General features: G+C 40.0%; 24 protein-coding genes. 19 read left to right on the forward strand and 5 right to left on the reverse strand.

Annotation, left to right across the window (positions count from 1 at the left end; all coding sequences use genetic code 11):
- Positions 1 to 299: 299 nt before the first annotated feature.
- The 8 genes from JUJ52_RS03055 to JUJ52_RS03090 all read left to right on the forward strand — a co-directional run bounded on the left by JUJ52_RS03055 (position 300) and on the right by JUJ52_RS03090 (position 6,362).
- Complete coding sequence (locus tag JUJ52_RS03055; protein ID WP_228088712.1) at positions 300 to 1,382, forward strand: hypothetical protein; 1,083 nt, start codon at positions 300 to 302, stop codon at positions 1,380 to 1,382.
- A 14-nt stretch (positions 1,383 to 1,396) separates the two neighbouring features.
- On the forward strand, positions 1,397 to 1,624 hold the full coding sequence (locus tag JUJ52_RS03060) for a hypothetical protein (protein ID WP_228088713.1): 228 nt from the start codon (positions 1,397 to 1,399) through the stop codon (positions 1,622 to 1,624).
- A gap of 16 nt (positions 1,625 to 1,640) precedes the next feature.
- Positions 1,641 to 1,919, forward strand: a complete 279-nt coding sequence (locus tag JUJ52_RS03065; protein ID WP_228088714.1) for a hypothetical protein — start codon at positions 1,641 to 1,643, stop codon at positions 1,917 to 1,919.
- A 174-nt stretch (positions 1,920 to 2,093) separates the two neighbouring features.
- A complete protein-coding gene (locus JUJ52_RS03070; RefSeq protein WP_228088715.1) occupies positions 2,094 to 2,480 on the forward strand; it encodes a hypothetical protein in 387 nt (128 codons plus the stop codon).
- 3 nt (positions 2,481 to 2,483) lie between these two features.
- The gene (locus JUJ52_RS03075) at positions 2,484 to 3,026 is read left to right on the forward strand and encodes a hypothetical protein (RefSeq protein ID WP_228088716.1); all 543 of its coding nucleotides are present in this window, start codon (positions 2,484 to 2,486) and stop codon (positions 3,024 to 3,026) included.
- A 205-nt stretch (positions 3,027 to 3,231) separates the two neighbouring features.
- Entirely contained in the window at positions 3,232 to 3,999 is a 768-nt protein-coding gene (locus JUJ52_RS03080; RefSeq protein WP_228088717.1) for a CPBP family intramembrane glutamic endopeptidase, read from the forward strand.
- 46 nt (positions 4,000 to 4,045) lie between these two features.
- Complete coding sequence (locus JUJ52_RS23565) at positions 4,046 to 5,161, forward strand: DUF2325 domain-containing protein (RefSeq protein WP_228088718.1); 1,116 nt, start codon at positions 4,046 to 4,048, stop codon at positions 5,159 to 5,161.
- A 514-nt stretch (positions 5,162 to 5,675) separates the two neighbouring features.
- Positions 5,676 to 6,362: a hypothetical protein gene (locus JUJ52_RS03090; protein WP_228088719.1), complete on the forward strand. Its 687-nt coding sequence runs from the start codon at positions 5,676 to 5,678 to the stop codon at positions 6,360 to 6,362.
- Positions 6,363 to 6,584: 222 nt separating this feature from the next.
- Here JUJ52_RS03090 and JUJ52_RS03095 read toward each other — a convergent pair whose 3' ends face one another.
- Positions 6,585 to 6,977 carry a YxeA family protein gene (locus JUJ52_RS03095; RefSeq protein WP_228088720.1) on the reverse strand — a complete coding sequence of 131 codons (393 nt, stop codon included), beginning with the start codon at positions 6,975 to 6,977 and terminating at the stop codon, positions 6,585 to 6,587.
- A gap of 429 nt (positions 6,978 to 7,406) precedes the next feature.
- Between JUJ52_RS03095 and JUJ52_RS03100 the strand changes: the two genes are divergently transcribed.
- Positions 7,407 to 7,817 carry a hypothetical protein gene (locus JUJ52_RS03100; protein ID WP_228088721.1) on the forward strand — a complete coding sequence of 137 codons (411 nt, stop codon included), beginning with the start codon at positions 7,407 to 7,409 and terminating at the stop codon, positions 7,815 to 7,817.
- 122 nt (positions 7,818 to 7,939) lie between these two features.
- Here the strand turns inward: JUJ52_RS03100 and JUJ52_RS03105 are convergent, their stop codons facing one another.
- Together JUJ52_RS03105 and JUJ52_RS03110 are read right to left on the reverse strand one after the other, a co-directional pair.
- Entirely contained in the window at positions 7,940 to 8,656 is a 717-nt protein-coding gene (locus JUJ52_RS03105) for a metal-dependent hydrolase (protein ID WP_228088722.1), read from the reverse strand.
- A gap of 119 nt (positions 8,657 to 8,775) precedes the next feature.
- A complete protein-coding gene (locus JUJ52_RS03110) occupies positions 8,776 to 9,123 on the reverse strand; it encodes a hypothetical protein (protein ID WP_228088723.1) in 348 nt (115 codons plus the stop codon).
- Positions 9,124 to 10,145: 1,022 nt separating this feature from the next.
- On the opposite strand from JUJ52_RS03110, the gene JUJ52_RS03115 reads away from it, so the two are divergent.
- The 8 genes from JUJ52_RS03115 (at position 10,146) to JUJ52_RS03150 (ending at position 22,141) form a co-directional block, all read left to right on the forward strand.
- A complete protein-coding gene (locus JUJ52_RS03115) occupies positions 10,146 to 10,415 on the forward strand; it encodes a hypothetical protein (RefSeq protein WP_228088724.1) in 270 nt (89 codons plus the stop codon).
- A 176-nt stretch (positions 10,416 to 10,591) separates the two neighbouring features.
- Entirely contained in the window at positions 10,592 to 11,914 is a 1,323-nt protein-coding gene (locus JUJ52_RS03120) for an AAA family ATPase (protein ID WP_228088725.1), read from the forward strand.
- A 370-nt stretch (positions 11,915 to 12,284) separates the two neighbouring features.
- Complete coding sequence (locus tag JUJ52_RS03125) at positions 12,285 to 14,078, forward strand: hypothetical protein (RefSeq protein ID WP_228088726.1); 1,794 nt, start codon at positions 12,285 to 12,287, stop codon at positions 14,076 to 14,078.
- Positions 14,079 to 14,205: 127 nt separating this feature from the next.
- Positions 14,206 to 14,763 carry a hypothetical protein gene (locus JUJ52_RS03130; protein ID WP_228088727.1) on the forward strand — a complete coding sequence of 186 codons (558 nt, stop codon included), beginning with the start codon at positions 14,206 to 14,208 and terminating at the stop codon, positions 14,761 to 14,763.
- Positions 14,764 to 14,865: 102 nt separating this feature from the next.
- Complete coding sequence (locus tag JUJ52_RS03135; protein WP_228088728.1) at positions 14,866 to 16,839, forward strand: AAA family ATPase; 1,974 nt, start codon at positions 14,866 to 14,868, stop codon at positions 16,837 to 16,839.
- Positions 16,840 to 16,978: 139 nt separating this feature from the next.
- A complete protein-coding gene (locus tag JUJ52_RS03140; RefSeq protein WP_228088729.1) occupies positions 16,979 to 20,119 on the forward strand; it encodes a UvrD-helicase domain-containing protein in 3,141 nt (1,046 codons plus the stop codon).
- Positions 20,120 to 20,230: 111 nt separating this feature from the next.
- Positions 20,231 to 20,524 carry a hypothetical protein gene (locus JUJ52_RS03145; RefSeq protein ID WP_228088730.1) on the forward strand — a complete coding sequence of 98 codons (294 nt, stop codon included), beginning with the start codon at positions 20,231 to 20,233 and terminating at the stop codon, positions 20,522 to 20,524.
- A gap of 1,167 nt (positions 20,525 to 21,691) precedes the next feature.
- Positions 21,692 to 22,141, forward strand: a complete 450-nt coding sequence (locus tag JUJ52_RS03150) for a hypothetical protein (RefSeq protein WP_228088731.1) — start codon at positions 21,692 to 21,694, stop codon at positions 22,139 to 22,141.
- Positions 22,142 to 22,244: 103 nt separating this feature from the next.
- Here the strand turns inward: JUJ52_RS03150 and JUJ52_RS03155 are convergent, their stop codons facing one another.
- Complete coding sequence (locus JUJ52_RS03155) at positions 22,245 to 22,607, reverse strand: hypothetical protein (RefSeq protein WP_228088732.1); 363 nt, start codon at positions 22,605 to 22,607, stop codon at positions 22,245 to 22,247.
- A gap of 1,054 nt (positions 22,608 to 23,661) precedes the next feature.
- Here JUJ52_RS03155 and JUJ52_RS03160 point away from each other — a divergent pair.
- On the forward strand, positions 23,662 to 24,918 hold the full coding sequence (locus JUJ52_RS03160; protein ID WP_228088733.1) for a cell envelope integrity TolA family protein: 1,257 nt from the start codon (positions 23,662 to 23,664) through the stop codon (positions 24,916 to 24,918).
- Positions 24,919 to 25,231: 313 nt separating this feature from the next.
- Positions 25,232 to 25,387, forward strand: a complete 156-nt coding sequence (locus tag JUJ52_RS03165; protein ID WP_228088734.1) for a hypothetical protein — start codon at positions 25,232 to 25,234, stop codon at positions 25,385 to 25,387.
- Positions 25,388 to 25,419: 32 nt separating this feature from the next.
- Here the strand turns inward: JUJ52_RS03165 and JUJ52_RS03170 are convergent, their stop codons facing one another.
- Complete coding sequence (locus JUJ52_RS03170) at positions 25,420 to 25,890, reverse strand: hypothetical protein (RefSeq protein WP_228088735.1); 471 nt, start codon at positions 25,888 to 25,890, stop codon at positions 25,420 to 25,422.
- Positions 25,891 to 26,536 lie beyond the last annotated feature (646 nt).

Below are 26,536 nucleotides of genomic sequence, written 5' to 3' on the forward strand. Positions count from 1 at the left end.
AGGATGATGTAAAATAAAAGTATTATGTGTTAAAAAACTATATGCAACTGTATCGAATGACGGTCATTATTTAGATATTTCAGCTAACAGAAAAGAATGCGAAAATTGGGATAGAGATGACATTAATTCCAATGGAATTATTGAAGGATACGGAATTTTTAACAAAGAAACAAATTTCATCGAAGAGGAAGCCCTAGATTTTTATTATACGATTGATGAAGCAGAACAAGATTTAAAAACAATCATGTTTAAATCTTTATAAGATACACACGCGACATGACATAAGAAAGGAGTGTACGATGTATATGTCCCAATACCCAATGGTGCACCCGTTAACATTCGCACAAAACCCACTCATACATCACTTATCCGGAGACCCCTACTGGACGGTTTCCGATGATAATAAACGTCCGGTAAACGCCCGAATATTGCTTGACACGGGGAATGTATACAATGCGCGATTCGACGGCGAGTGGCCACTGGTCACACTCGATAAACTGGACGCAGACCAGAACCTACAAGCCGTGAACCGAGCCTATCGACTAAGGGCAAGAGAGAATCGCGTCATTGCTATTGACGTTGAACCAAATGCGCCAGAGAGCATGAAACAAGAGGTGCTTGAATTTCCGTCACATTTTACCGAGCTGTCCAAAAACGGTGGGGTTCATCTCTTGATTCTCGTACCGGAAGACTTAATTAACCAGGAAAACCGGTACATGTTCGACGAGTTATCTGTATTCAAAGAACCTGTACCTAAACCGGAAGACCCGAAGGAAAAGCCACGCGACGCTTACTTCGAGGTCTTGTTCAACGATCACTTCGTGACGTTCACCAAGCGCATGCTCACACAAAAACCGTGTATCGATTATAATCAGAATCCGGAGGCGAAAGAAAAACTCGCAGGATTCCTGAATAATATCGTCCAGATGGATAAGCAACGGAAAAAAGAGCGCGAGGTCGCCAAGCAGTACCGCATAGGAATGATGAAGAATCTCATCGACGAAGACAAAGAAAAGACCATTGAGTCTTTCATCTCGATTAAACCATTCGAAGAGGCGAAAGAACAAGCCAAGAACAAAACCGTGAGTGACTTCGGAGAAGATTATTCCCGCTATGAAATGAGTGTTGCCAACGGAATAGCGTTCCACACGATCCGCGTACACAAGCTAGCGAAAGATACGCAGTCGTTCCGTAAAATGGCCCGATCCCTCACCGAGCAAGACCTTGCCTATGCGATATACCTACTTCTCAAATCTGTCATTCCATACCGTGAAAAACACGATGAAACTCGCGATGGGCTACCTTGGTTGTTGTTCACATCAAAACGAGCATATGAATTCGTGAAGGCCCAGAACGCAAAAAGGAAAAATGGGAAAAAGTGAAAGGATGAAGGTGTATGAAGATAGCAGTTATTGTAGAAGGAGGCGTCGTTCAAAACGTTTTATCCAATCAAGAAAATGTAGACATAGTTATCGTAGATTACGATACAGAAGGTGCGGATGAAGAAGAAACCACGACGGTTCTTGAAAATGAGGCTTATGTTTATGGAGGAATAACTAAACCAGAAGTAAATAAAAAAGAAATCGACCAGATTTGTCAAGACGCTAGTCCATTAATTAAGTAAAGGATGAATGGTAAGCATGAATAAAAAACAAAAACAGGAAGTATTAGATGTCTTAAATGACTTAGAGGTAATCGAATCTAACGGTGGCGAAGACGCCTATATTTTAGTCAAAAATAACAAGGAAAACCAAGCAGCGTTGCATCATGTCGGTGTAGACACCGAAACCATTAGCAGATATGGCGATGAAGAAACATTTTGCATTTTGGCATTAGCATTTGGTGAAGGATATGCAAACGACTTTAGAAATGGCAAATTGACCAATGAACCAGAAGAAAATGCAGACTTTGACCTGTAATTATTCAATGGAAAAACGAATTAAAAGAGCGATAAACGACTTGGAATCAGACCGACCAAAAACAGCCGGCTATATATTGCGCAGCATGCTTTTTGATAATTTCGGCAACGAAAAGGGTATTCCTCAAATTATCCAAGACTGTTGTGAATCATAAGCACCACTAGGAGTGATACCGTGAAAACAAAGATATTTTCTAACGGGCTGGTTGTCAAATACCGACGGTCAGCCATTATTCTTGAAAATTCAAGTGGCAAAACCGAACGGGATTCGAACTTTGAATATGCATTTACAGCCGATGAACTCAAAGACTTCTTAGCATATATCACAAAAGTAGCAAACGAAGCTTGGACGAATATCACACCGAAAGAAGCGTACAGCATGGATTCGGATTATGATGAGTATTACGACCGGCGTTACGATAACAACGGCTATCTATCTATCACAGATTCCGGCATCGTGATCGAGGCTCCACATCTATCGAAAGACACGTTGTATCAATTTAATAAGGCGAAAATACAGTCGTTTCTCTATGATCTGGAGAAAAAACAGCAAGGAGGTTAAAGCGTGCCTAATCACATCAAAACCGAACACATCAACCGCATGTTCCCCTTCGAATTCTATGACGAGTTGAGCGAACACCTAAAAGCCTTCACACTGCTCAACCCGGCGCTATTCCTAAAGGGCAGACTCAATGATACAACGGAACAGCGAAAAGCGTTATTCGAACAATCTCGGAACAACAAGGCAAACGAAACTCTGAACCAAAACAATTTGTTTCAGGTGGAGCCATTCGGCGAGCTTTTGGCGCTTGACGTATGCTGTCCCAACGAAGATAAAGAAACCGTCCTGAAAGAACGCGACAAGCGCGGTCAATTGCCACTATCCGTCATCGTGGCGCAGCTTTATGATTCATCCAATACCCCGATATTCGCATCAGACGTCACTGAGGAATCTATTAAACAGATCCCTGAAGTTCTCTGGGATGACCCTAACCTTCTTTTAGGTGTCGTGTCGTTCACGCAGGAGGAACCGCGTGTCGCTGTAATAAAGATACCGAAGCAAATCGAAGGCCAGCTATTTGAAACTATCCAGGAGGACAATGATTAGTAATACATGACGTGTCAGTATATGCTGGCACGTTTTTTCTATTGCATTCCGTCATTTCATGGGTTCATACATATCACATAAGAAGAAGTGTAACAAACGGAACAAAAAACTGAAGTAAAACACTCTGTATGCATAGTTTTGTAAAGCATTTAATGTCATAATAGACTTATACTATTTACCAAAAAATGGAAAAGGAGTATAGCCCATGACCACCATAAGAAAGTCACTGAAAGTCCGCAAAATTAAAAGAACAAAAGAGAAGGAGTATTCAAAAACCTATTTAAAACGTAAACAAGAACGCATGGAAGAACCGAATAGTTACCCACTCACCCGGCTCATCCTCATTAAAGATTTTTTCCGGACACCAGATTTGTACAAAGCCGTTGGGTTCTTTTTCAGCGTTCAAATCGTCATCGCAACCATATCCGCAGGTGTGAGCTACCCAACGTTTGCGGGAGCCATGAATCTGCTTGCTATCTTTTTAGGATTAATAACCGTCGTCTTGTCCATCCGGACGATCAACAGGCGGCAACGAGTGGACCCTACACGAAGACGATTCAAGCTCTCCCGCGTACTGTTCATTGTGAGTGCTATGCTTGTCGCATTGTTCCTTTCAACTTACATCTTTAATCTAATCGGTATCACCATGCCAGCGCAACCGAACCAAACATCACTTGATAACCTACTCACCCAATTCCCGTTGGCGATGATATTTACAATGATCGTCGTATCACCAGTCACAGAGGAAATTGTATTTCGTGAACTGTTGCCGTTCGCAACAGGACCTAGTTATTTGAGCTTTGTCATTGCAAGCCTTATCTTCATCGCTCTGCATGCACCATTCGGTATCATGGGGTGGACAAGCTACGGGATATTGGCAGCCGGATTTTTATATGCCAGATTAAAAGATAACAATGTATATACCGGCATCGCTGTCCATATGATCTGGAACGCCTTAACAATTATTATATGACGATATAAACATAAAAAAAATATAAGCAGAAAGGGTCGAATCTATCGTGAATAGACAAGAAATATTCGAACAAACCAAAGAACAAATAATACATTTAATTCAAAAAGATTTGTTGTTTGACGCGGAAACCATTCATTCCGTGTATAGTGGATTATACCAATACGAACAATTTTTACACGCATTATGCGACATACCAGTTGAAGAAAATTTGAAGGAATCTGACACCAAAACAAAGATGGAATTGCCAACCACTCCAATCCAATCAACACAAAAGTTGCAAGATCAACAGGTGTCGAATCATGAGACAGTACAAATAGAAAATGACACTGAACCCTTATACACGTTCACACGTAATCTCAGAGGTGGCTGTATCATAGTTAATGGAAAAAAAGTGTATGTGCCCGAAACAACTATTCGGTTATTAAATATCGAACATGGTGACAAACTCATTCTGTCAAGCAAAAGAGATAACAAATATTTTTATGAAATTGCAGAAAAAACGGATGACCCAAATACCCCAGAGCGCGCAACAGTTGAGTATGCGCTCGTCGAAAAACAAGATGGTATGCTCATAGCAAATCGTTCTATGGTAGAAGGTGGATTAAATATCAAAATCGACGACATGTTACACACATTCCGTCTCCCAAAAGAAGACTGTCTAAAATTTAACTTAAAAGAAGGCGATTTGATTGACATTGCATACAACCCAAATGACCCAACGTTTCATCGTGTTATTTGGAAATACGAAATCGAAAAAATGGAACAAGTAGATCGACCGCAAAAAGCAGGCGAATATAAAGATAAAACCAAAAAGACAGAGAGCGAAAACCAAAAACAAGAATTAGACGGGAAAGTCGTGCTTGTAATCGGCTTAGAACCACGCAAAGCCATATTTCAAAAAGCTATTGAAGACCGAGGCGGACAATTCTTGTTTTTAGAAGGAACTGAACAAAAAGATCGTTTCACATCAGCCATACGACAAGCTGATGTGGTCGTAATTCTGACAGCTTTTATTAAACATCGTGCAAGTATCTTTGCTGTAAAAGTATGCAAAGAGCAGGATACGCCGTTTTCAATTATCGATACATTAGGAGTTTCCCGTATTTTAAATGGCGCCATTCATCCATCGGTGAATGTGCGCAAACATTATCATAATAGCTAACCTAAAATAACAACATCCCAGTAAAAAAGGAGAAAAATCGTATGAGAAGGACCACTAAAAGCGAACAAAAAACTTTTTATAAACGAAAAGCGGCTCGCCGACTTCATTATGAAAACTACATCAAGGGTTGGCGCCTGCGGGACTGTCACACATGTGATGGGAATACAGCAGACTGTCCTACCTGTTCGGGTTCCGGTCAGGAATGGGCCAAACCTAACTGTACGACCGACATTAAATCACTTATAGGCAAAACATTACGAATCGAAGTTATTCCAGAGGTAGACCTTCATCTCCATATCCAAAATAACAGGAGGGTCATTAAGCAATTCATCTCAACCGACGATGATACCCGGGAACCACGGATTTATGATAAATTAGAATTTTGATACGATGAAGATAACAACATCGAAGATTGGTACGTGACGAATACATTCGGCGGCCGATTCTATCTGCACGAATTCAAACGGATTGACGACCGTCAATCGGCCTAAATACAAAAAGGGAGCAACTAAACATGAACACCAGAGATACATCCAAAAAAACAGACAAAAACAAAGAAAACGATGACCTACAAACCATCGAACACAAAAGTGAATCATCCCCAGCATTTGAGACGGACATAGATCCTATTACCGTATTGAAAACACTGAACAACCACATTGAGATCTTACATAACAACCCGAGCAAAAAAGACGTCCAACGCGTCCACTCCGAGCTTACATCTATGGAAATCCTCACGATAGAACACGGGGATGAGACCTGGTGGATAAATGAACCACTTTCCCTACACCGACACGTCATGAGAAGACCAATGTCCAAACGTATCGGTCATCTACTCAAAACAAAAGGTGAATGGAAAGGCGAGTACGTCCATAAAGACAACATCGAAGTAAAAGCGCGCGTCTATCTACCGATAGACGTAGCCATACAACCCAAAGCAGAAGCCGGCATCAAAAACGGCGAAATCAGCACGTTGCTTCTTTCGGTGATCGGTCTTCACAACATCATTGAATCCATGCTAGAGGCCGGAGCCTCATTTTGTGGTATCTTTCGAAAACCAGATGGTGTTATCCATATGAACAAACTCAAAATGTGGCTAAAAGACAACGAAAACTACGGTACATGGAGCATGAAAGACGAGCTAAACATGATAACTCTCTATGACATCGTGAATACAGCCACACTTACAACAAATCAGTGATGAAAAAAAACCTCACAGGGATCAAATTCACCCCTTGTAAGGTTTTTTTGTTTGTCATACGGTATATCCTATAGTTTCGTAGGACTATATTAAAAGATTTTAAAAGGTAAAAACAAGACGAATCCCCAGCCAGATCAAATTTATCTGAGCAAGTCTACGTATATTTCCGAAGATAGTGTAGTGAATTGTTTTAGTTATGTTCCAATTCTTTCTTAATGAACGCTATTTTTGGTGTTCATTTAATTTATTTACTATATTTTCGGGAACATCCTCTTTCTTAACGACTGTCACATCATGCATTCGAGTATCGCTACCTTTTTTTATAGCTTTGATATATGTTCCAATTGGGTGCTTATTCTTAGAATTAAAACTTAAATCAATTTCATTTAAATCTTTATCATATCCAATTAAATCATATGAATTAACATCATCACCGTGTTCTTTTGCTATAGAGTCTTTTGTAGGTTCTACTGTTACCACTCCATACACATCTGTTTTACTTGCAAATGGATTATAGCGACTCAAGTTACTACTTAATGCTTCTGATTTCTCACACCCAGCTAATCCTATACTAAATACAATTGCTAATATCAATATGCAAAATCTTTTCTTCATATTTATTTACTCCTTATTTGTATGTTCTTTTGATGTTATATAGATATATTAACACGTCTAAAAATAATATACCCTTTCAATTATGTAAGGTGTATAAAACATATGAAATATATACTGCGCATATAAAGAATCCCTATAAAAAGGAGTACATTAGTAGAGATTTAGTTCCTGCCCCTGATATCACAATAAGTGGAAGGAAATATTGGAAGCAATCAACTTGTGAAAAGTTTTTAAAAGAACAGCAGCAATCAGAATGATTTTTTTTAAAAATGTATTTACACCATAAGTAAACGTTGATTTTCTTATTAAGTTAAGTTTTAAATGATACAATAGAAGAAAATATATAATTCAATCATTTTTTGGGGGATACAACTGTAGGAAGCTATTTTGGAAGCTAACATTAATAGTTAATAGGAAAGGAGTTTTTCCATGCAGGTAAGAAAACATAATGAAATAGGAGATTTGATTTTTGCGCAAATTATAAATACCGGTATGTATAAATCAGCGAGGTATGATGTGGTCTATAATAAAAAAACTAAAATTTTGCATATTTATGATGATTGTTTACATAATGATACTTCTATTACGAATAACACAATTGTTAAGCATGACATTTTAGAAGCTCTCGGGCATTCAGATGGTTTTGTTCAAACGTTTCTAAATAGAATTGGAAAAAAAGCAGATAATGCCCGTATTCGAATGTTTATTTATATATATCATATTATTTGGGAAGTAACGCAGGATAATGATTTTTTGTGGGTAGAAGATGAATCATTGTTATACAAGCCATTTGCTGAAAAAATATATGAATATGCGAAAAAAGAAGGTCAAAATTTTTGAGAAGAAAACTTATAGAACTGTTAGATAGTTTGATTGTAATAAGCGATTCTAATGATTATTTCAGTATGAAAGTTAAAGGTTATCTAAATTAATGTTAGGGGGTTTCCCCCCCCTTAACATACTCATACCTGTCCAAGACTTGACCAAATGACGAATACGGCACACAGGGTATGAACACCAATCGCCGCATAAAACATCATTGATTCTGCAACGCCACCTGTTTCATAGGTAAATGGGAGTCTTCGCTTTCGTCTGAACGAAGGAACGGGATAAAACCAATGGATACCCTGCTCGCTGAACGAATCCTCTACAATATGAGCCGTATATCCGAGCGCAAGCGCAAGCAGATATATCGACTCGAAATACCATGCAATACCCGCAATCAACAACGCTGCCCAGATTGTGTGCGTGATTGTTCGGTGTGGAATAAAACTGCTTATTGGTGCAATGTACTTTCCTATCGTGGATGTATTAGAATCTATGTCTGGTAAAACCGTCCCGAGTGCGAAACATAGGATAACCATGGTTATTGTAAACGAATAGCTTTCCCCAACCGTAAAGCGGAGCAATATTAAACTTACAGCCATCAAAACCAAATGCGTTGTACGAATACGCCAGTGGCCTCCTATATGAAGAAGCCACAAGATAAAGAAACCGACCGCTGCAACCATCAAACCATATTCCATAATTGACATCGGTTTGCCGATAGAAAGACCGAATACCTGCAGGTATTCCTCTTTTCCACTTTCTGTGACATCTCTATTTGCATACATCGTGTACCCGATCAAACCAGTATGCATCAAAGCAAGGGAACTTAAAATATGCGTCCTTCCGAGCATAAATTCTCACCTCTTTTCTCTTTTTTTGGTAAAGCAATCCTGCATGCTATAACTACAGAATTTAGTATTTATATTACATATTACTGTTACATATTATGTAATACTTTTGTTTCGGAAAATCATTCGGCATTTCTCACCCGATGATACGCATCATTGCGTATCGCTTCCCTTACCTCATCGGTATTATCAGTGATTACGGTCTGATGTAAGGCGACCAGTTCGGATAATAATACGTTCGTCACACGACTTTCAACCATAACGGCATCCAATCGGTCATGGATTCGCTCCAGTGTTTGGAGCTGAATATCGGACGCATGCAACTGTTTCCCAGACGTTACCGTCTGTTCTTTGGCAAGCTGCTGTACGTGAGCCAATTGTTTCTGCAATCCCTTGAACAACATCGACCATTCCCCATCCTGTGGCCGCATGGGTGGCATTCGTTTCTTAATTTCCGAGACGTTCGTCACGACAAATCCCCCTTTTTTGTTATATTATGACCCGGCTTACGCCGGGATATCTGTAACGTCAAATAATAAAGGTTCGTTCAAAACAAATCTGTGTTTTCCATACGGAGCATTGCCAGATATTCACCAGGGTCCTCGTTGACCTCCAAAACATTCTGTCCGTCAAAGTACGGTAGAATCGGTATACCAAGATACACCATCCCACTCACCAGACACACATTTTGGTATCGTGGTGAACCATCTACAAACAACGGGTGACGCGAGCGAAAGCGGAATGTCTTTTTCTTCGAGTAGTCACTATGTATACGCTCCACAATCTTAAATCCCGCTGGGATTCTACTCCGGCCGAAAGACGTACTAATGAACTTGATTAAATTAATAAGCGAGCTGTCGATCATGTGAGATTCCGGATAGAATTCTTCTTCGAACACTGGTAAAGCGTTTACTCCGTCCCCACCTTGAAGAAAATCCATCAACGGTTTCTCCAATACCTCATACATCGAAAAGGACCTTACTTTATTATCATCACACATCTAACCTTTCCACCTTTCCACTTTTTATGGGTTGCTTGAGATTTTTTTCCATATGTCTAACCTTGTTGTCCTAATACTATTTTACCATAAATAGTTATTGTTTAACAATCAAATCGCTGTGTGCATAGACATTTGAGTTTATATTTGATAGTTTACACCCATTGTCAATAAAAAGCAATACTTAGTTATAAAGTACCTGTTTTTTAAAAACGCTGATGGATCAACGAAATACGTAAGAAACACCGTCAATATGGGCGATCAGTCGCTTGGATTAAATGATTGAAATTTTCATAAAAACACTGTATACACAGTCAAATAAATGTAAAAACAAAAAATGACATTACTTTACAGATCTGTGATTAATACAGGTAAAAATACCTAATTACTTCGCCGAGAAATCAGGCGAAGTAATCGATAAAATACATGAGCCCAAGCCCAATAAGGACTTGCGCTTTTTAATTGAAAAAAAATTATAAAAAGGGAGTCATGCGCATGCCAAAAGAAAAACAGGAAATCCTGGACGAACTCACAGATATGTTCTACGAGGTGCAGCCAGATGAAGATTACTTGGGGAACGACGAAGAAACCACAGAAAGCATCAATGATGTGCAAAACCTTCTGGATGACGAGTCTGCACCAATCGAGCAGAAAATCGAGGAACTTGTATCGTTCAATAGTGAATGGTTCCCAGACGGACTACCAGCAAGCGAACAAAAAATATACCGACACCTATTGAATGAAGCAGAGAATATTAAAGCCTAAAAATGCCCTAGAAGTTTAGGGCGATATGTCTTAAAACCCTGTAATTCCGCTTAAATAACGTGCGGAATTACCAATAAATCAAAAGAAGGAGAACCCCACGTTCTGTCTGTGATCCTACATAACAGGACATGGGAAATCCATAAAAAAACAAATTATTCGAAAGAGAGGAATCTGTTATGAAATCAGCATTAACATTCGCACAAGTTAAACCATTCATCGAGGCCGACTTAAAAGCAGGTCAAACCCCAGCCCTTATGGGAGAGCCGGGTATCGGTAAATCAAGCCTTATCGAAGATTTATCCCGCACGTTCAAAACAGCAGTTTTCACCCTACCTGTTAACCAGTTAGCCGATCGTGCAGATCTGACCGGTGTCCGTATGACTCAGTCCGAAAACGGAACATGGCGTCAGGAAGCCTTCCCGCATTCGACGATCATGGAAGCTATCGAATACGCAGCGGATCACCCGGACGAAAATCCAATTTTGTTCCTAGATGAATTTAATCGAGCGTCTTCAGATATCACGTCTTCTATTCTGTCATTCCAAACGCTCCGCCGTATTGGAACAATCAATTTCCCGGACAACCTTCGTTTAATCGTTGCCGGAAATGACAAAGGAAATGTCACCAGCCTGGACCAAGCGAGTATCTCTCGTTTCTCCGTGTATCACGTACGTCCGGATCTTGACACATTCTTGAGTATCCAATCACTCAACCCGTTTATCACGGATGTGTTGACGAAACATCCGGAAGATTTAATGGCATTGGAAGCTATTGAAAACAGCAGCCAGGACTCTGCTGATGATGACGATGATGAAGATAGCGAAAGTGAAGATTACGCCTTCTCACAATTCGAATTTTTGGCAGAAGATACATTCACGCAAATTACACGCCCAAGAACCATTACGTATGCGAGTGAATGGCTAAACAACATGGGACTTGATAAATCCGGAAGCGACAAAGAACACGAATTGCTCGGACAACTGTTTGCTGATATGACAGAATCGGATGAGTCAAACATTTTATTTGCTGGTATTGAAGCACACGTCGGAAACACAACGTTCGCTCATCATCTGTTTGACGAAATCAATACACATTTCAACTCTATGTTAAGTGCTACACACGTTTCCAATCAGCCGGTTCTAAAGGACCTTCGTCCGAAACAAGACATCATCAACACGATGAGCCGTGCTGCAAATGTACAGGACGTGGAACAACTTATCGACGCCATGGACGAGAAAGATCGTTTGAACACGTTGGTTTGGTTGACAGAAATCTCCAGCACGAAAGAAATAAACAACAATCAAGCCGTGACAGCATTCATGTCCAATGCGCCACACCATATCACGCAGTTTGACAACAAAGCCATCCAAAACTTAATGAAAGTGCTACCAGATTCAGCAAAAGTGGCTGAAAACGCTGTACAATCGATGTTAAGCAGTACCGCACCTGTCATGAACCAGTGGAAAGGCATGATTCAATCCGTAATGGAGCAAGACTAATCGGAGCTAAATCCGCGCATTAAATTACCCTCTGAGGATAACGCTCAGAGGGTTCCTTTTTAATAAACGATAAAAGCGAGCAGGTGAATAAAGCGTGAAGAAAATTGAAAGTAAAGCATGGTAGACGTAATGGTGGACGCCTTAAAAAACGGAAACGAAATCCGCATCTCAGGTGTCGGTGTATTCCGTCCGGAAAAAACATGTGTCTGCTGCGGACAAACCACAAATGTTCAATTCTCATATAGTCGTTCATGGAAAGAAAAGCTCCAACAGAATGACACATTTCTATCCGAAGCGGGCGGTAACGCGACCCGCTTCCGATAAATAAAGCGAGAATCATTCTAATACGAATCCGAAAGGGGACTTATGTATGTCAATCAAAATCAGAAACCAGAAACCGGCAATTTTGTACCAAGACCCGTTCGATGTCCTACCGAACATTAACGCAGATAAAAGTGTAGCCGATTATCAAGATAAACTCACTGATCACATTAAAGAGCGCTACATCAAACCAATGTACGCCCCGATAAATGCCAATCATCCGGTCGTCATCGAGGACAACACAAACGGAAACAAACAGCAAATTGACGAAGATACGCTGTTCAATGGTGTTATGCACCTATGGACGAATCCTACGATTGATGTGAACTTGCAAAACCAAATCGGTGAAATTTATCGCCAGGGAATTCAATATCATGCCCAAAACGACTGGTATTTCGAAGAACAACTTGGAGTCGAAGCAATTACACGCATGAAGCTTCCCGTACCATCACAGAAAGCCGGAAGAATTGTGAAATATTCAGCATCAGTAGATGTCATCCCGACGGCGAAAGCGTTCCTGGCACAACCTGACGCTGCAGGTGCCATCAACTGGTTTGCCAACATCGCAGCGTATACGCATGATCGTCCGTTTAATAACTATTTACTCATGACGGTACAAACCGCGGATGTATTCAACGACATTAAACAGCAGTTGAAAAATTATGTACAAGCGTGGCAAGCACAACAACCAATTACGAAGGAAGTGAATAAACTTCTTGCCGATTTCGATAAAATCGACCTAACGAGCGACTTGTCAGCAGGATTATTCATGCCGAACGGCGGTGGTGGAAACCCAAGCGAACAAGATACATTATCGTTCACGCGCATCATCATGTACATCATGAGCCAATATGAGAAAAACACGACAAACCCAGGAGCGCTCACGATTCAACCATCGAATTTGCAACAGGTGTACATGCCAGAGAACATCATCATCCTAAATCTGGAGAACTATGCTCATGCCAAAGCGACAGACATCAAGAAGGATTGGGACGTGTTCGAGAAGGCACTCAACGCCAAGAAAAACCTACGCTTTGTTTCAAACAAAAAGCTAATGACAGCAAAAGCCATCAACCGAAGCATAGGTGGTGGTCAAAAAGCAACAAGCGCCGATGGTAAAGGGAAATCACTCGAACGTGCAAAAGTACAACCGTTCAGCGGAAAACCAATACCGGCACAACAAATGCTTGCCATGATGAAACGTGTGATTGAATCACAGGTCACAAAACAAGTTACGCAAAACACGTATAAAAGTCAGTCTACCTCATACATGCGTCCCAATAGACGAAAACCGGATGACATCAACCTACCAGGCAAACTGACCACAACAATGTATCGTCCAGACATTCATGTCTATCTCGATACATCCGGATCAATTTCCGAATCGCAATATCGGGACGCCGTAACGAACTTGATTATGCTAACCAAACGCATTAACTGTAACTTATACATCACAAGTTTCAGCCATTATGTTAGCCAGACAAGTCTTCTCAAAACGAAAGACCGCTCGACATCCCAAATTTACCAACAATTCCTACGTGTTCCGAAAGTCACAGGAGGAACAGACTTTGAGCAGGTATGGCGCAAAATTGACTTGATTGATGAGTTCAACAAGAAAAACAACTACTCACATCAGATCAACTTCATGATTACTGACTTCGGTTACTCTCTCTCAAGTGGTCACCGTTGGAGTCGAGAACAGGCGAGCTTAAAGAATACGTATTATGTGCCTATGTCGATGGACCCGTACGGGTGGAACCATCTTCGTCGATGGGCGAAAGAATTCCGAGAACAGATGATAAAGGCGGGCGATTACGGCGTGCGTAAGCGCATGCTTTTATAACACCATCTATCAAATACCTAAAAGGGAGCGGTGCAGAGTATCCATCGCTCCCTTTCACCAATAAAATCTATAAAGTTGAAAATCTATTACACCGGAAAAAAACAGACAACAGGGGGTTGCTTATGAAATGGATACAAGAGAGGTGTTACGACCATATAAAAAACAACGATTAGGGTTTGAAGGCGTACTGGTTGACGTTATGGAGCCGAATAGACGGAATGGACATACCTACGGTCTAGTATTCGGAAGCATATATGCACCGAACGAAAATATTGAACTAGACCACGCCGTTATCCAAATGGATATCGCAGATTTCAAGAAAGCTAAATTAAACCTATACACACGTTACTATTTTACAGCAGAAATTACCTCGTACTACAAGGCGACGAACATCATGGGAGTTATTGCTCAACGAGAAAATTTCATGCTTCAGAATATCAGCATTCTCAAACTACGAGAAATGCCTGACTCCAACATAACCCAACCGACGATGTATGTGATGAAACGTATCCACAACATCATGCTATGCAAAGGCAAACTACGCCATACCGAGGAAGAACTGATCAAGACCGTATTTCATACACCAAACGATGGCTCAGTTGAACGGTTCATCAATGAATGCACTGGAAGTTACCAGCAGGTCAGCATGAACAAACACAATATGGAGGAAATCCTTTATACCTAAACCAGAAAAGCACGAACTGCCTAGTACCATCCGTTATAAAATTAACGAAAAAAATTGCGGAGCACATCAGGCTAAACACAAAAAATCAGAGGAGTGTTGAAGATGGAAAATACAACAACTATCAAAATGGGAAAAGACGATACCTTACGCATGGCATCGATCCATGATTTTGGAAAAAACGACAACAAGGGAAACGGTAGTGCTTCCGGTACAAGCTCAAACGCACCCAATGCGGCTGCAACAGTCACGCAGGTTCCTTCCAAATCAAATGGAAATGGTCAGGAAGACGGAGATATGGACTTACTTGTCAATTACAATGAACTTGCCAAAAAAGGCGAATTCTCCGAAGCCCTATTTCGTGACGTCCAAATCATGCAGGTCTTGAGTGTGCTCGCTTCCAAGAATAAACCGAACGCTCTACTTACAGGGGACGCCGGTGTTGGAAAGACACAAATTGTCGAGGAGATTGCCCGTCGTCTGGTTGATGACGATCCAATTGTAAATGGCATACTGAAAGGCGTCACGCTGTATGAGTTACCTCTAGGGAAAATAGTCAGCGGTTCGAGCTTCGTCGGTCAATTAGAGGAAAAACTCTATCAAATTATAGACTTCGCACAAAATCCGAAGAATAAAGCCATCATTTTCATTGATGAAATCCATCAGATTATGGGATCTTCGGAATCAAACCCAACTTATAACAAACTCGCACAAATTTTGAAACCAGCTCTTGGTCGCGGACATTTGCGCGTCATTGGGGCGACAACGACCCAAGAAGCTGTCACGTTCCTAAGTGACCCGGCATTCTCACGCCGTTGGTCAGAAGTGCAAGTTCCGGAATTAAGCCCGGAGCAAACTGCAGAAATCGTCCTGAACATCCGTAACGCCTTCCAGAAACATCATAATGTGATTCTGCCAGACAACGTGATCGAACAGGCAGTTGCCATCGGAGACGAATTCAAGCAATACGGATCCCACCGACCGGACTCAACAATTACATTGATTGACAAAGCGATGGCGGACGCCCGCATTAAGCGTATCAAACTACAGGAGGAAGCGAAAAGCAATCCGAGCCTACAATACATCATTACAGCGCAGCCTCGTCCTGTGATTAACGTCAAACAGTTAAAACAATCAGCACTGTCGCTTCTCACTGGTGATGAACAAATGTTCGAACAGAACGCCGACCTGCTTGAAAACAAACTGGATACCCAAATTATCGGACAGGAAACGGCAAAAACAGCCGTCGTAGACGCTGTCAAACGTCTGGGTCTGCGCCTTATCAAACGCAAACGGCCTGTAAGCTTCTTGTTCGCCGGACCATCCGGAACCGGAAAAACCGAAATTGCCAAGCAAATGACCGAAGCGGTCTTCGGTTCTAAAGAGCGCATGGTGTATATCAATATGTCCGAATTCTCGAATTCAGCATCCATGACACGCATCATCGGCTCATCTGCCGGATATGTTGGTAGCGACTCCAAACAGGAGCTACCGTTCGATACACTGGAAAATAATCCGTATCAGGTCGTATTACTAGATGAATTCGAAAAGGCGCACACCGAAGTACAGCGCTTCTTCATGCAGGCGCTCGATGAAGGAACCGTGAAGACAAACCGTAACAAAGAAATCGACTTCTCCCGTACAATCATCATTGCAACGACCAACGCTGGTGTTATCGACTTAACAAAACGTTCCGTTGGCTTTATGCAAGAAGAAGAACCAGAACGTTCCAACGAAGATATTATCCGTATACTACAAGCATCATTCGATACGGAACTTTTGAATCGCTTCGAGAAACTCATCGCCTTTACACCAATTAAGAAAGAGGATTACACAAAGATCCTGGCAGTCAAATACAACGAGCTAATTGAAGAAGCACAAACGAACCGAAAAGATCTACTTCTCACACCAGATCATATCGACATTGATCAGGCACTTCAAAACGACAAACTGTGTGAATTAGCTGAGCAATCTTATACGCCAGCGTCCAATGGGCGTCCGGCCGAAAGAACGATTCGTGAATACATTGAAAACACCATTATGGAAGATACAAACGTCACACAATTTGATTTGCTGTAAAACCTGAATACCTTCCCTAACGACAAACCAAAGCGATTTGTCATAGGACACACGGCCATGTGTACCCATTTATCGTACACATGGCCAATTAACTATACAGAGATTAAAATCTAAAATCAAAACGAAAGAGGGTATAAATATGCCAATTACAATCGATACGACGTCTGATAATCTGAATGAACAGATACAACAAGTGAACAACAGCATCGCTTTGAATAAACAAGTAGACGCAAAATATTTTTCGAAAAATATGACCGGAAACGGTAAACGCAAAACCGGCCTGTTCTCCGTGGATAACGATACGATTAATACGTTTATTAAAGAAAGCCGTCGCCTTCTGGGGAATGTAGCTTTAAACGAAGCCGCCTATAAGAATATGGATCGCCACGAACAGCAGACGTTCGGTAACTTCTTTCACCAGAGTACAAAGGAAAAAGAAACAGAATTCAAGAAATTTGAAAACAACCTAACTACAATGGTTCCACCAATCATGTTGCTTCCGATTTTATCGGCGAGAACACCTGCGGCGCTGTCCTTCCCGAAAAATATTGGGATGTACAACTTGAATGCACTAGAGACAACTTGGGAGAAAATCACAAGCGGAACAATCGATGGAAAACCTGCGACAACTTATGCAAAACCGGTTGTGCAGTCCATGCGTCTGTACTCCCGTGAGAAGAAACACCAATTGAAATCCGGTCACGTCAGCACGGAATCACAAGTGTCCGGGCAACCTGATATCTATGTACTATTTGCAACAGTACTTGACAACATGGACAAAGACGGCGACATGATTTTTGCCAATGAGCGTATTAATGGCGGACGCTCTGTCACTAGGAACCAAGGTGTTGTTACACTTACAAGGCTTGAGGAAAAATCTATAACCCAATATAACTACACCAAATTAAACGAACAACTAAGCGATCACCTGGGTAAAGTTATAGGTAACACACAGGTCAACATCCCGGGAATTACCGACCATCAGCTATCTCTTGTAATCGGCGACCAATCTATGAGTGATTTGATGAAATCGCAAGCAATGACTATCACTCACCAAGCTAAAGAAACATTGCTTACGTTTGTAAAGGCTTTCGCTGCACGCATGAAAGAATTGCAAAATAAAAAGATTAAATATCCAAGCGTGCAGAAACAGCTAAATAATGCCCTTATCACGTTTGTCCAGCACATTGATTTATTAAACGACATAGAAGACAACCTGATTACGACGGATCTCTTGGCATCGATTTATCAGACACTGAAAGAGAACTTGGGTGACCAACGTACGATTAATAACATCGCCCGCCATAGCCTGCGTTTATTGTTGTCTCAACGCCTGCATGAACTGGAAGAAATCCGTGACAGCAACGGATTGTACCAATTTGACCCGAAAGACCAACAGGTTAGCCAAGCCATGCAACAAAATCCGAATTATTCGACGCAGCAAAAGCGTATCGTTACGACGACTGACCCACTTGTTATTGGTCAAGCTGGTGCAGGTTCTGGTAAGTCTCACACGCTCATCGGACGGATTAACTACCTGAAAGATCAGGGAGAAAACTTGAGCAAGGTACTCGTCTTGAGCTTTACGAATGTCGCGGCAATTAACATTACCAACCGTTTTCCAGGTGTACGGTCTGAAACACTTGCGAATATGTTCCATACGATTTATTCAGCAACGTATCCGGCACAAAGCCTGTCTCAGCCGTCAACAGTCGCCAATTCTATCCGCTTACTTAATCCAGCAAGCCAATATTTCCAAGACATGGGGCTGGATGCAGCGGAGCTAAAAGAGTTTATCGACAATTTCGCAATGAGGCTCGAACAATTCGACCAAACCGGATTCAAACGTGTGAACCTGCAACAAGAACTGAAACGTTTATCCAATCTTGTCGAAGGAAACCTAGATATGTGCGCCCATGTCTTAGACGCCGTCGAGCAGACAACGCTTGAACTTGAGCCAATTATTATTCATCATAAATTGCTTCAGGGTGGAGATGATTTGAACATTCCAGACGCGTATCAGAACCTAAACTACATCATCACAGATGAATCGCAGGACATCTCAACGTTCGAATACATCTTGCTATTGGAACTGACGATCCACTATCGTTCCCAGCTTTTGATTATTGGTGACGGTTCGCAAACATTGTATGAATTCCGTAATTCTGACCCGCGATACATGAACGCACTAGAAGCATCAAACGTATTTACCAGCCATAAGCTGGAAACGAATTATCGTTCCAACGAAGAAATCCTGATGTTTGCTAACCAGTTCTTGCAGGTCATCGACGCGAATAAATACGCCAACATCCAGCTCAAATCGTCCAATTTCAGCTCGCCGACTGAACAGTCTGTGCGTGACACCATCACCATTGGTAACAATGAAATTGAAAGCAGTACGTTGAAGGACTATACGGAAGGCTTAAAGAACTATTTACAGCATGACGACGACTTCAAAAAGTGGTTTATTGATCGTGTGAAGAAAGGTGAACAAGTTGCCATCATGGGGTGGACACGAAAAGAGGTTGTGGAGGCAGGAGAGGTTATCGAAGCCATGTTGAAAGATCATCAACTCGGCCACATCGAGATTACCAACATCATGTCAAATAACGAGCGACCAATGACATTGTTGTCACGTTTCGCACGAGCGAAAGCAGAGACGTTACGTTCTCTCGACCCAACGCACCAGCACTACCTGCAAGAAATTGAACGTCACGCCGATCAGTTTGTGCATAAGAATTTCAAACGATCATCTGGCAAACAGACGACATTTTATTATGACTTTATTATGAGAAATATAAAAACCGTCGTACAAAGTAATGAATGGAACGCATGGATTATCGACTACCGCAAAGGGAACATCAACAAACACCAAATTGGCAGTTTTCTGATTCAACAACTATTGCGTCTGGAAACACGCAAGAACGCGATGGATCAGTTCCTGCGCAAACAAAAAGACGTGCCAAACTACGACCAATGTCCGATCATTCTGTCTACCATTCATGGGACAAAAGGGCTGGAATTCGATCACACTGTCGTATTGTTCAATGAAGCGAAACGTGGCGCAACGTCACAAGAATCCATGCGGATGATGTTTGTGGCATTATCACGCGCAAAAAAGTCTGAGTATATTATCAATTCACACCGCGCATCAAAAATGCGCTCGGTGTCGGACACGCACGCGAGTATGTTCCAGACACCAATCAGCAGTGCGTATCTCCGCACGTTGAACGACGTAAAAAAGACAAATCAAGCCCAACCAGAGGTAGCAACACCATAATGATGAACTGATAAACGACCTCCAGACCCTAATGGGTGTTTGGAGGTCTTTTTTTATGAACGGTTCCTAATTAACATTGCATTGCAAAAATAAATGAAAGAGGGATGTAATATGAAGGTGAAACGAAAAAACTTATTACTAAATGATTGTACGATTGAAGATACAACGAGAAAATCCATCGATAGAACATTAACAAGCGAGATCAATTCAATGTGCAATGTTCTTATCAGTGAAGGTTTAGCTCAACATAGAGACGAAGCTCGCATACTAATCGCAAATGCCTTAGAAAATCACGCGGTTCAAGAAGAAATCATCAGAATTACAAAACACAGAATCGATCATGGTCATATCGGCTTTGGCGGATACGAAGATTCCCCGTTTTACAGAAACGTAAATTTCGATTAAGAAACATTTAATAAGCAACTTCTAACACAAACATTTTTTGAACGCATGGTTTCAAAAAATGTAAATAAAGTACCATGAAAGACGTTCCGTATTTCGATTCAATGCCAAGAGGGTTTGAGTGTAGCGAATTTGTCAACTCCTTAAATTCCCTACGCTGTCGCTTCGGTCAGACATTTACCGTTGACAAACGCCATACAGGGCGATTCTATCGTTTTTTAGTAGTCGTCCCTAGTAGTTTACCCCTTGAAAGCCAAAAGTAGTGCCTGTATGGCTCTTATTTTGCTTTCTATGGCTAAAGATCGTCACCCCCTCCTTATCAGGTTGAGAGAGTGAAGGCTAGGGGTGTGGGGGCTAGCCCCCACAAAACGTCTCTTAAATCTAGCAAAAGGCAGATATTTAGAGCGATTGCACTGGCGGTTTTGCGGGCTACACTATATTAGCGAACGACCGGTAACTTATGTTGTCCTTATCAGTATATCGGTCGTTCGGCGAAGCCCCCGAAGCCCGCAAAATTGCATGGAGCAAAGCCCTTTGATTAAGAAGAGAGCTATTTTCAAGATAAGAAAAAACAGAAAAAAACTATCAAGACTATAAAACTAATCTTAAAAAAATAATCTCACAAAAATAATAACCAAAGAGAATAAAAAAAGCTATTAAAGATCTTGGTGGAAATCTAAATAAAGACTTACAAGATGCATTACTAGATTTTGCGGGAATAACTGTAATAACTGCTATTACAGCAAACTGTACTTCTGCAACGTAATCGAATAGAGGGAAAAGTTAAGTAACTTTTCGCCCCTCTCAAACCATCGTATGTACGGATCCGTATACGGCGGTTCAATAGTTTGAGTGTACGAACTGGTATTGTAGAGCGATATCTTTATATCCTCTTGATGCCAGTTTTTTATCTATGTTAATTAATTCTTCGCTTCAACCATTCATTTAAATCCTCTATGCCATAAAAAAGAGTCACAGCAATAAAAACATAAAGAATAATTATTTATCATACACAAACATATCTGGAAATCCTGGAATAATTTTCTAATTTATTCATTGAATTTACTACAATTAATGTTAAATTTATAATAATGAAAAATACAAAAGTTGTTTGCCAGGGAATTGTGTTCAAAATGATCGACTAAATATAATATACAAGGAGGGAGAATTATGAAAAAAATTATCGGGATTATATTTCTAATTGTATTGGTATGCCTTTTCGTAATCCCATTTACAAGTTGGACTCTTCCAAAACCTGTAACACTCAGCGTTGCTACTGATAATACTAAAATCCCAGTAAAATACGGTCTTTATTGTGGAGATGCTTTTTTAACAAATAAATGCGATACAATTGAAAAAGTTGATATTTCTACATTAGAGGCAGTTGAAGTTTCTCCTAATTCAACAGTAAAATTTAACTTTGAAGAAAAACCAGATGAATTGCAAATAATTCGTGAGGATAAGGAAGGTAATGAAAAAGATCGAAAAAGCTATTTGGATGACGATAAAAATAATATTATTATACCTAATAAAGCTGGTATTCACTATTACTCTATCGAAGCCAAATGGGACGACAAAAGTAGGTCTGCATACTACTATTTTTCAATAAAAGTAATATAGATAAACGTATGGGGATTTCCCTATACGTTTATCTATCACTATCATCTGCTGTTTTTTGTTGATAAATTCAAAAAACCCGGGAATGTTAGTAAGATCAATATTGTCAACTTTTGCTAACATTCCAGTAAATAGCGTTTGTACCAAGTCTTCGTAGTTCTGCGGGTCTGTTTCCACAGATACTTTTTTTATAAGAGCATTCCTGTAACGAAGAAATTTGAGGGTTGAACAAAAAAGAGCCCTCTTGGTATAGTACAGCCGTAGCGACTCCAACATATGTCGCTATGGATTTAATAGAACTACCATGGACGTAATATCCAATAGATGTAGGATTACTCCACTCAGGATTACCCGCACAAATAAAATGCTCACCGCAATCACACTGACTATGATACGTAAAACCATACTTTCTGGTAACATCCTCTTTCGTTTTATAATCTCTTACAGAGAGCTTGGTTGCAGGTTTCATACGATGTACTCCATATAATAGGCAAGGTCTAATTGCCATTTTCCCATCCCTTTCTATTATGAAATAGTTATTATTTGAAGTTTAATCAAGTAAACTACCTCGATTAACTTCCTACCTTAAAAAGGGAAACTTAATTGAAAGATAACAACCCTATTTTTAAAATTTTCTGGGGAAATTTTAATTAGTAAAGCTAATCCTATTTAACATAAACCTTCACTTATATTATTATTTCCTCAACGTCCATAATTTCTATTTGCGCTAAGCCCTTTAGGAGATATAGAACACAATTAACCAAAAAACGCACAGAGAAGCTCTTAGATAGACAGAAAGATAACAGGTGATGGTCACAGAGTGAGAGCGATGTTTACTTAAACGTTTAAACGCGCACAGAAATCCCTCAAATTCGATATATGTTCCTCCGTTCCTCATTTTTTTGAGAAAACTTTATATGCGTGACATACGGCTATTATATATTTTTTATTATAGTCTTTAATTAAAAGAAGTAGGAACAAAGGAACATAAACGTGTGACCTATTGGTACAGAAGGGTTTAGTTGTTCCTTTTTGCTAAAAATAGGCAGGGACATTTAAGGAACATTTTGGGGTAAAAAGGAACAAAGTTCCAAAAAATACTTGCATCTATGCAAAACGAATCATTTGTTCGCGTAACCTTAGAGGATCGGAAAGCCTTAAAATTACTTGCATGCATGCAAAATAGACCTCAAAAAAGGAACATATCGACCAAAAAGGAACATTATATGGGAAAAAGGAACAAAACCAGGAACAAAAAATGAAACATATTTTAGGATTACATCCCTCATTTTTTCTGTGACTTACAGAATCAAATGGTCCGATTTTTGCCTATAAACAACACCTAACATAAAATTACCAAAACGCTGTACGCACAACAGAATAATTATAATCTTTTATTGTTAAACAATTAGGTATATGTTATAATAAATTCGAATAAAAACACTGAATAATCAACGTTTTGATATAATTTTGGCATAATTTTTATGATGGCTAGAATATTAAACAAACAGGAGGTTTTATAGATGATAAGCGAAACCAAACATATAAACCAAGTAAATCAGACAGAAGATACCAATCAAAACAACATCGAACCAATTCAGACGGCCATTGCTGAAGTAAACATCACACCAGCTATCACGGAAACATCCAATTTCCAAGCGGTATTACAAGAAATTCCCAAACGGGTGAAAGAAGCGGACGACCTGCTCGAAGATTACCGGAAGGACCCAGATGCTTTCCTTGAAAGCATCGATGACGCCGCTCTCGATGCCCAACTGAAAGAGATGACAAAGGTATCTGGTTTTGTAAGAGATATTGAGAAATCACGCAAAGCTATCAAGACGTATATAAACGGTGTTCGGGATCAACTCATTAATACGCTAGATAAACGGTTGGAAGGGGCTTCTTTTCATGAATTAGAACGAGCCCAATCTGACATCAAACAATTAAAGAAAGACGTCGAAGCTGACCGTCGCGCAAAACGCTGGGAGGAAATCCGATCCACATTTGAAGCCAACGTCAATCGTTATCCGTTGCTCGGAGAATTCGCTCCGGAACTTGCGGATTTCAGCCGGTTTAAGCTCTTGTTTCCAAAATTGATTTCCGGTGCAAAAACTCGAAAAGTGACAGAATCTGATCACACGATGGTCAATGAGACGCTATATGCATGGAACACTGCTGTCGAGCTTATGAAGGAAAATGAATGGTCGCTATCTCCTCAGGATTTGAACCAGCTACTGACGACGTTCAAACAGAACCCTAGCGTAGAATTCGTTCAACGAGAAGGGCGACAACTCAAAATCAACGCCGAAGCACGGGAGAAAGCGAAACAAGAAGCAGAAGCCCGTCGTATCGAACAGGAGCGCCAAATGAAAATCGCTGAACAACAGCGACAGCAGGAGATGGCTCGTATACAGGAACAAGAACGCCAGGCGAAGCTCAAACGGGACGCTGAAGCACAAAAACAGGCGGAACAGCAACGAAAGGAACTCGAAGAACGTTCCCGCTTAATGGCCGAAAAGGAACGGCAGCGCCAAGCGCAATACGCCCAATTTGGTGGACAATACAAGACGATTTTCAAAGAGTCGTTCCCGCAGTTTATCGAATACTTGTTTAACAACCCGGCCTACCACGATGTACATTCAAGCGCACAGACGAAAGCGTCCGTCATTTATGACGTTATGCGCCAGGTAGAGCATCCGAACTCTGTCGTTACACGGGAAACAGCGAAAGACCCACAGAAGGTACTGGATCTCGTCCGCTACATCCTGGATGCCTAATATAGTTTATAGTATTATAGGGGTATCGCGGATCGCCCATGACGCTACCCAATCCTTAAATATAATTGGTTCATAGTCCTATTAAAATTCTGATTAATTTATTTACTGAAAACAACGGATATCAAATATATTATTGATTGCATCACATTTTTAATATACAATAATTTCAATTGATGATATAGGAATTAAAAACAGTAAAACATAATGAAGTATCAATCACACAATAACGATAAGTCATGATATGCTCGTACTGCCAACCGAAAATAAAAAGGAGTAGTTCCAATGAGAAAATTTAAAAGGGAAGACAGTAAATATGAAAAAAAAATATAAAAGCTATTTAGCTATTATTATTATTTGTATTATTATATTGGCAGCCACTGTAATTTTTGATTTACCAGATAGTCTTTATGCTATTGTAATCATAGGATTTATTGTTAATGCAATAGTAATTGAAATGAAAAACAAGTAATCCTTTTTAGGGATCACTTGTTTTTTTTTATTTTAGTAAATTTTTATACTATCGATATAATAGTAGCCTTGATTAGATCCTGCCTGTCTATATCTATAAGTTATTTTTACTTTAAATGATTTTTTAGTGGATTTTTTTAATTTGGCGCTGATTAAGTCCCCATGTGTTTTAGAATATGATGTTAGTAAAGTGACAGCAGCTCCTGCCGGAACAGAAGCATAAACGTTCAGTGGTGCTGATAATATGGTTGCTGCCAAACCAGCCCAAGCTGATTGATGACCTTTTCGTTTATCAAAGTAGTCGCTGATTTTTATTAATTGAGATCTACTAATCGTTTTAGTTGTAGAGAATTTCCATCCTATTTTCTTTGCCTTTGATGGATGAGCATAAAAGACAGTTTTGGTAGCTGCAGATGCTTCGTCAGGTTTAACTGTGAATGTGCCTAAACCTATACTTCCAAATATTAGCGTAACTACTAGTATTTTCGTTAATATTTTCTTCATAATTTACCATTCCCTTATAAATTTCTTGCAAGAGTTAATATTCGATTAATTAATGTAATATCTTTAAATTATGTTAGAAATTCATACTAAAGGGCTTTCATAAAAGCAACCTTCTTTTGTTTACAAGAATAATTCTCTTTCTCTGAAGCTACTGGCTGAACAAAACTAATAAACGCAAAAAATCCAACAATAGTAAAAACAGATATTTTTTTAATCTATATAATATCCTCCTCTCCATTAGAAAATATTATATAAAATAAACCCAATAATCGGAAGTATATTTTTGAATTTTTCAAGAAATAGAAAAATAAATAACAAAAACTCTGTTTTGACTTCTTTTATAGCTTGTTCAGTATGCATTTAGTTATCAAGTTTGTAATTCACAACCGTTTTTTATTCTATGACCTAGCCCCAAAAGGATGGATTGTCGACTTTATAACCTTATAAGGTTACTTCTAATCTAGCGGAAACTGTCTACTTTAGTTTAGCAGTCACATTTGTCCAGTAACTACTATTCTATTAAGCGTCAGGATTTGGTGTTCCCCCCATCATAGAAATATTAGTTTTTTAGAAAAAATTAAGAGATGGTTTAATTTTGTACTGCAAATTCTCTTTATATAAATGAAACTACAAGCTTGTGATTTCA

The organism is Virgibacillus sp. AGTR, assembly GCF_016919725.2.
Taxonomy (GTDB): Bacteria; Bacillota; Bacilli; order Bacillales; family Amphibacillaceae; genus Virgibacillus; species Virgibacillus salarius.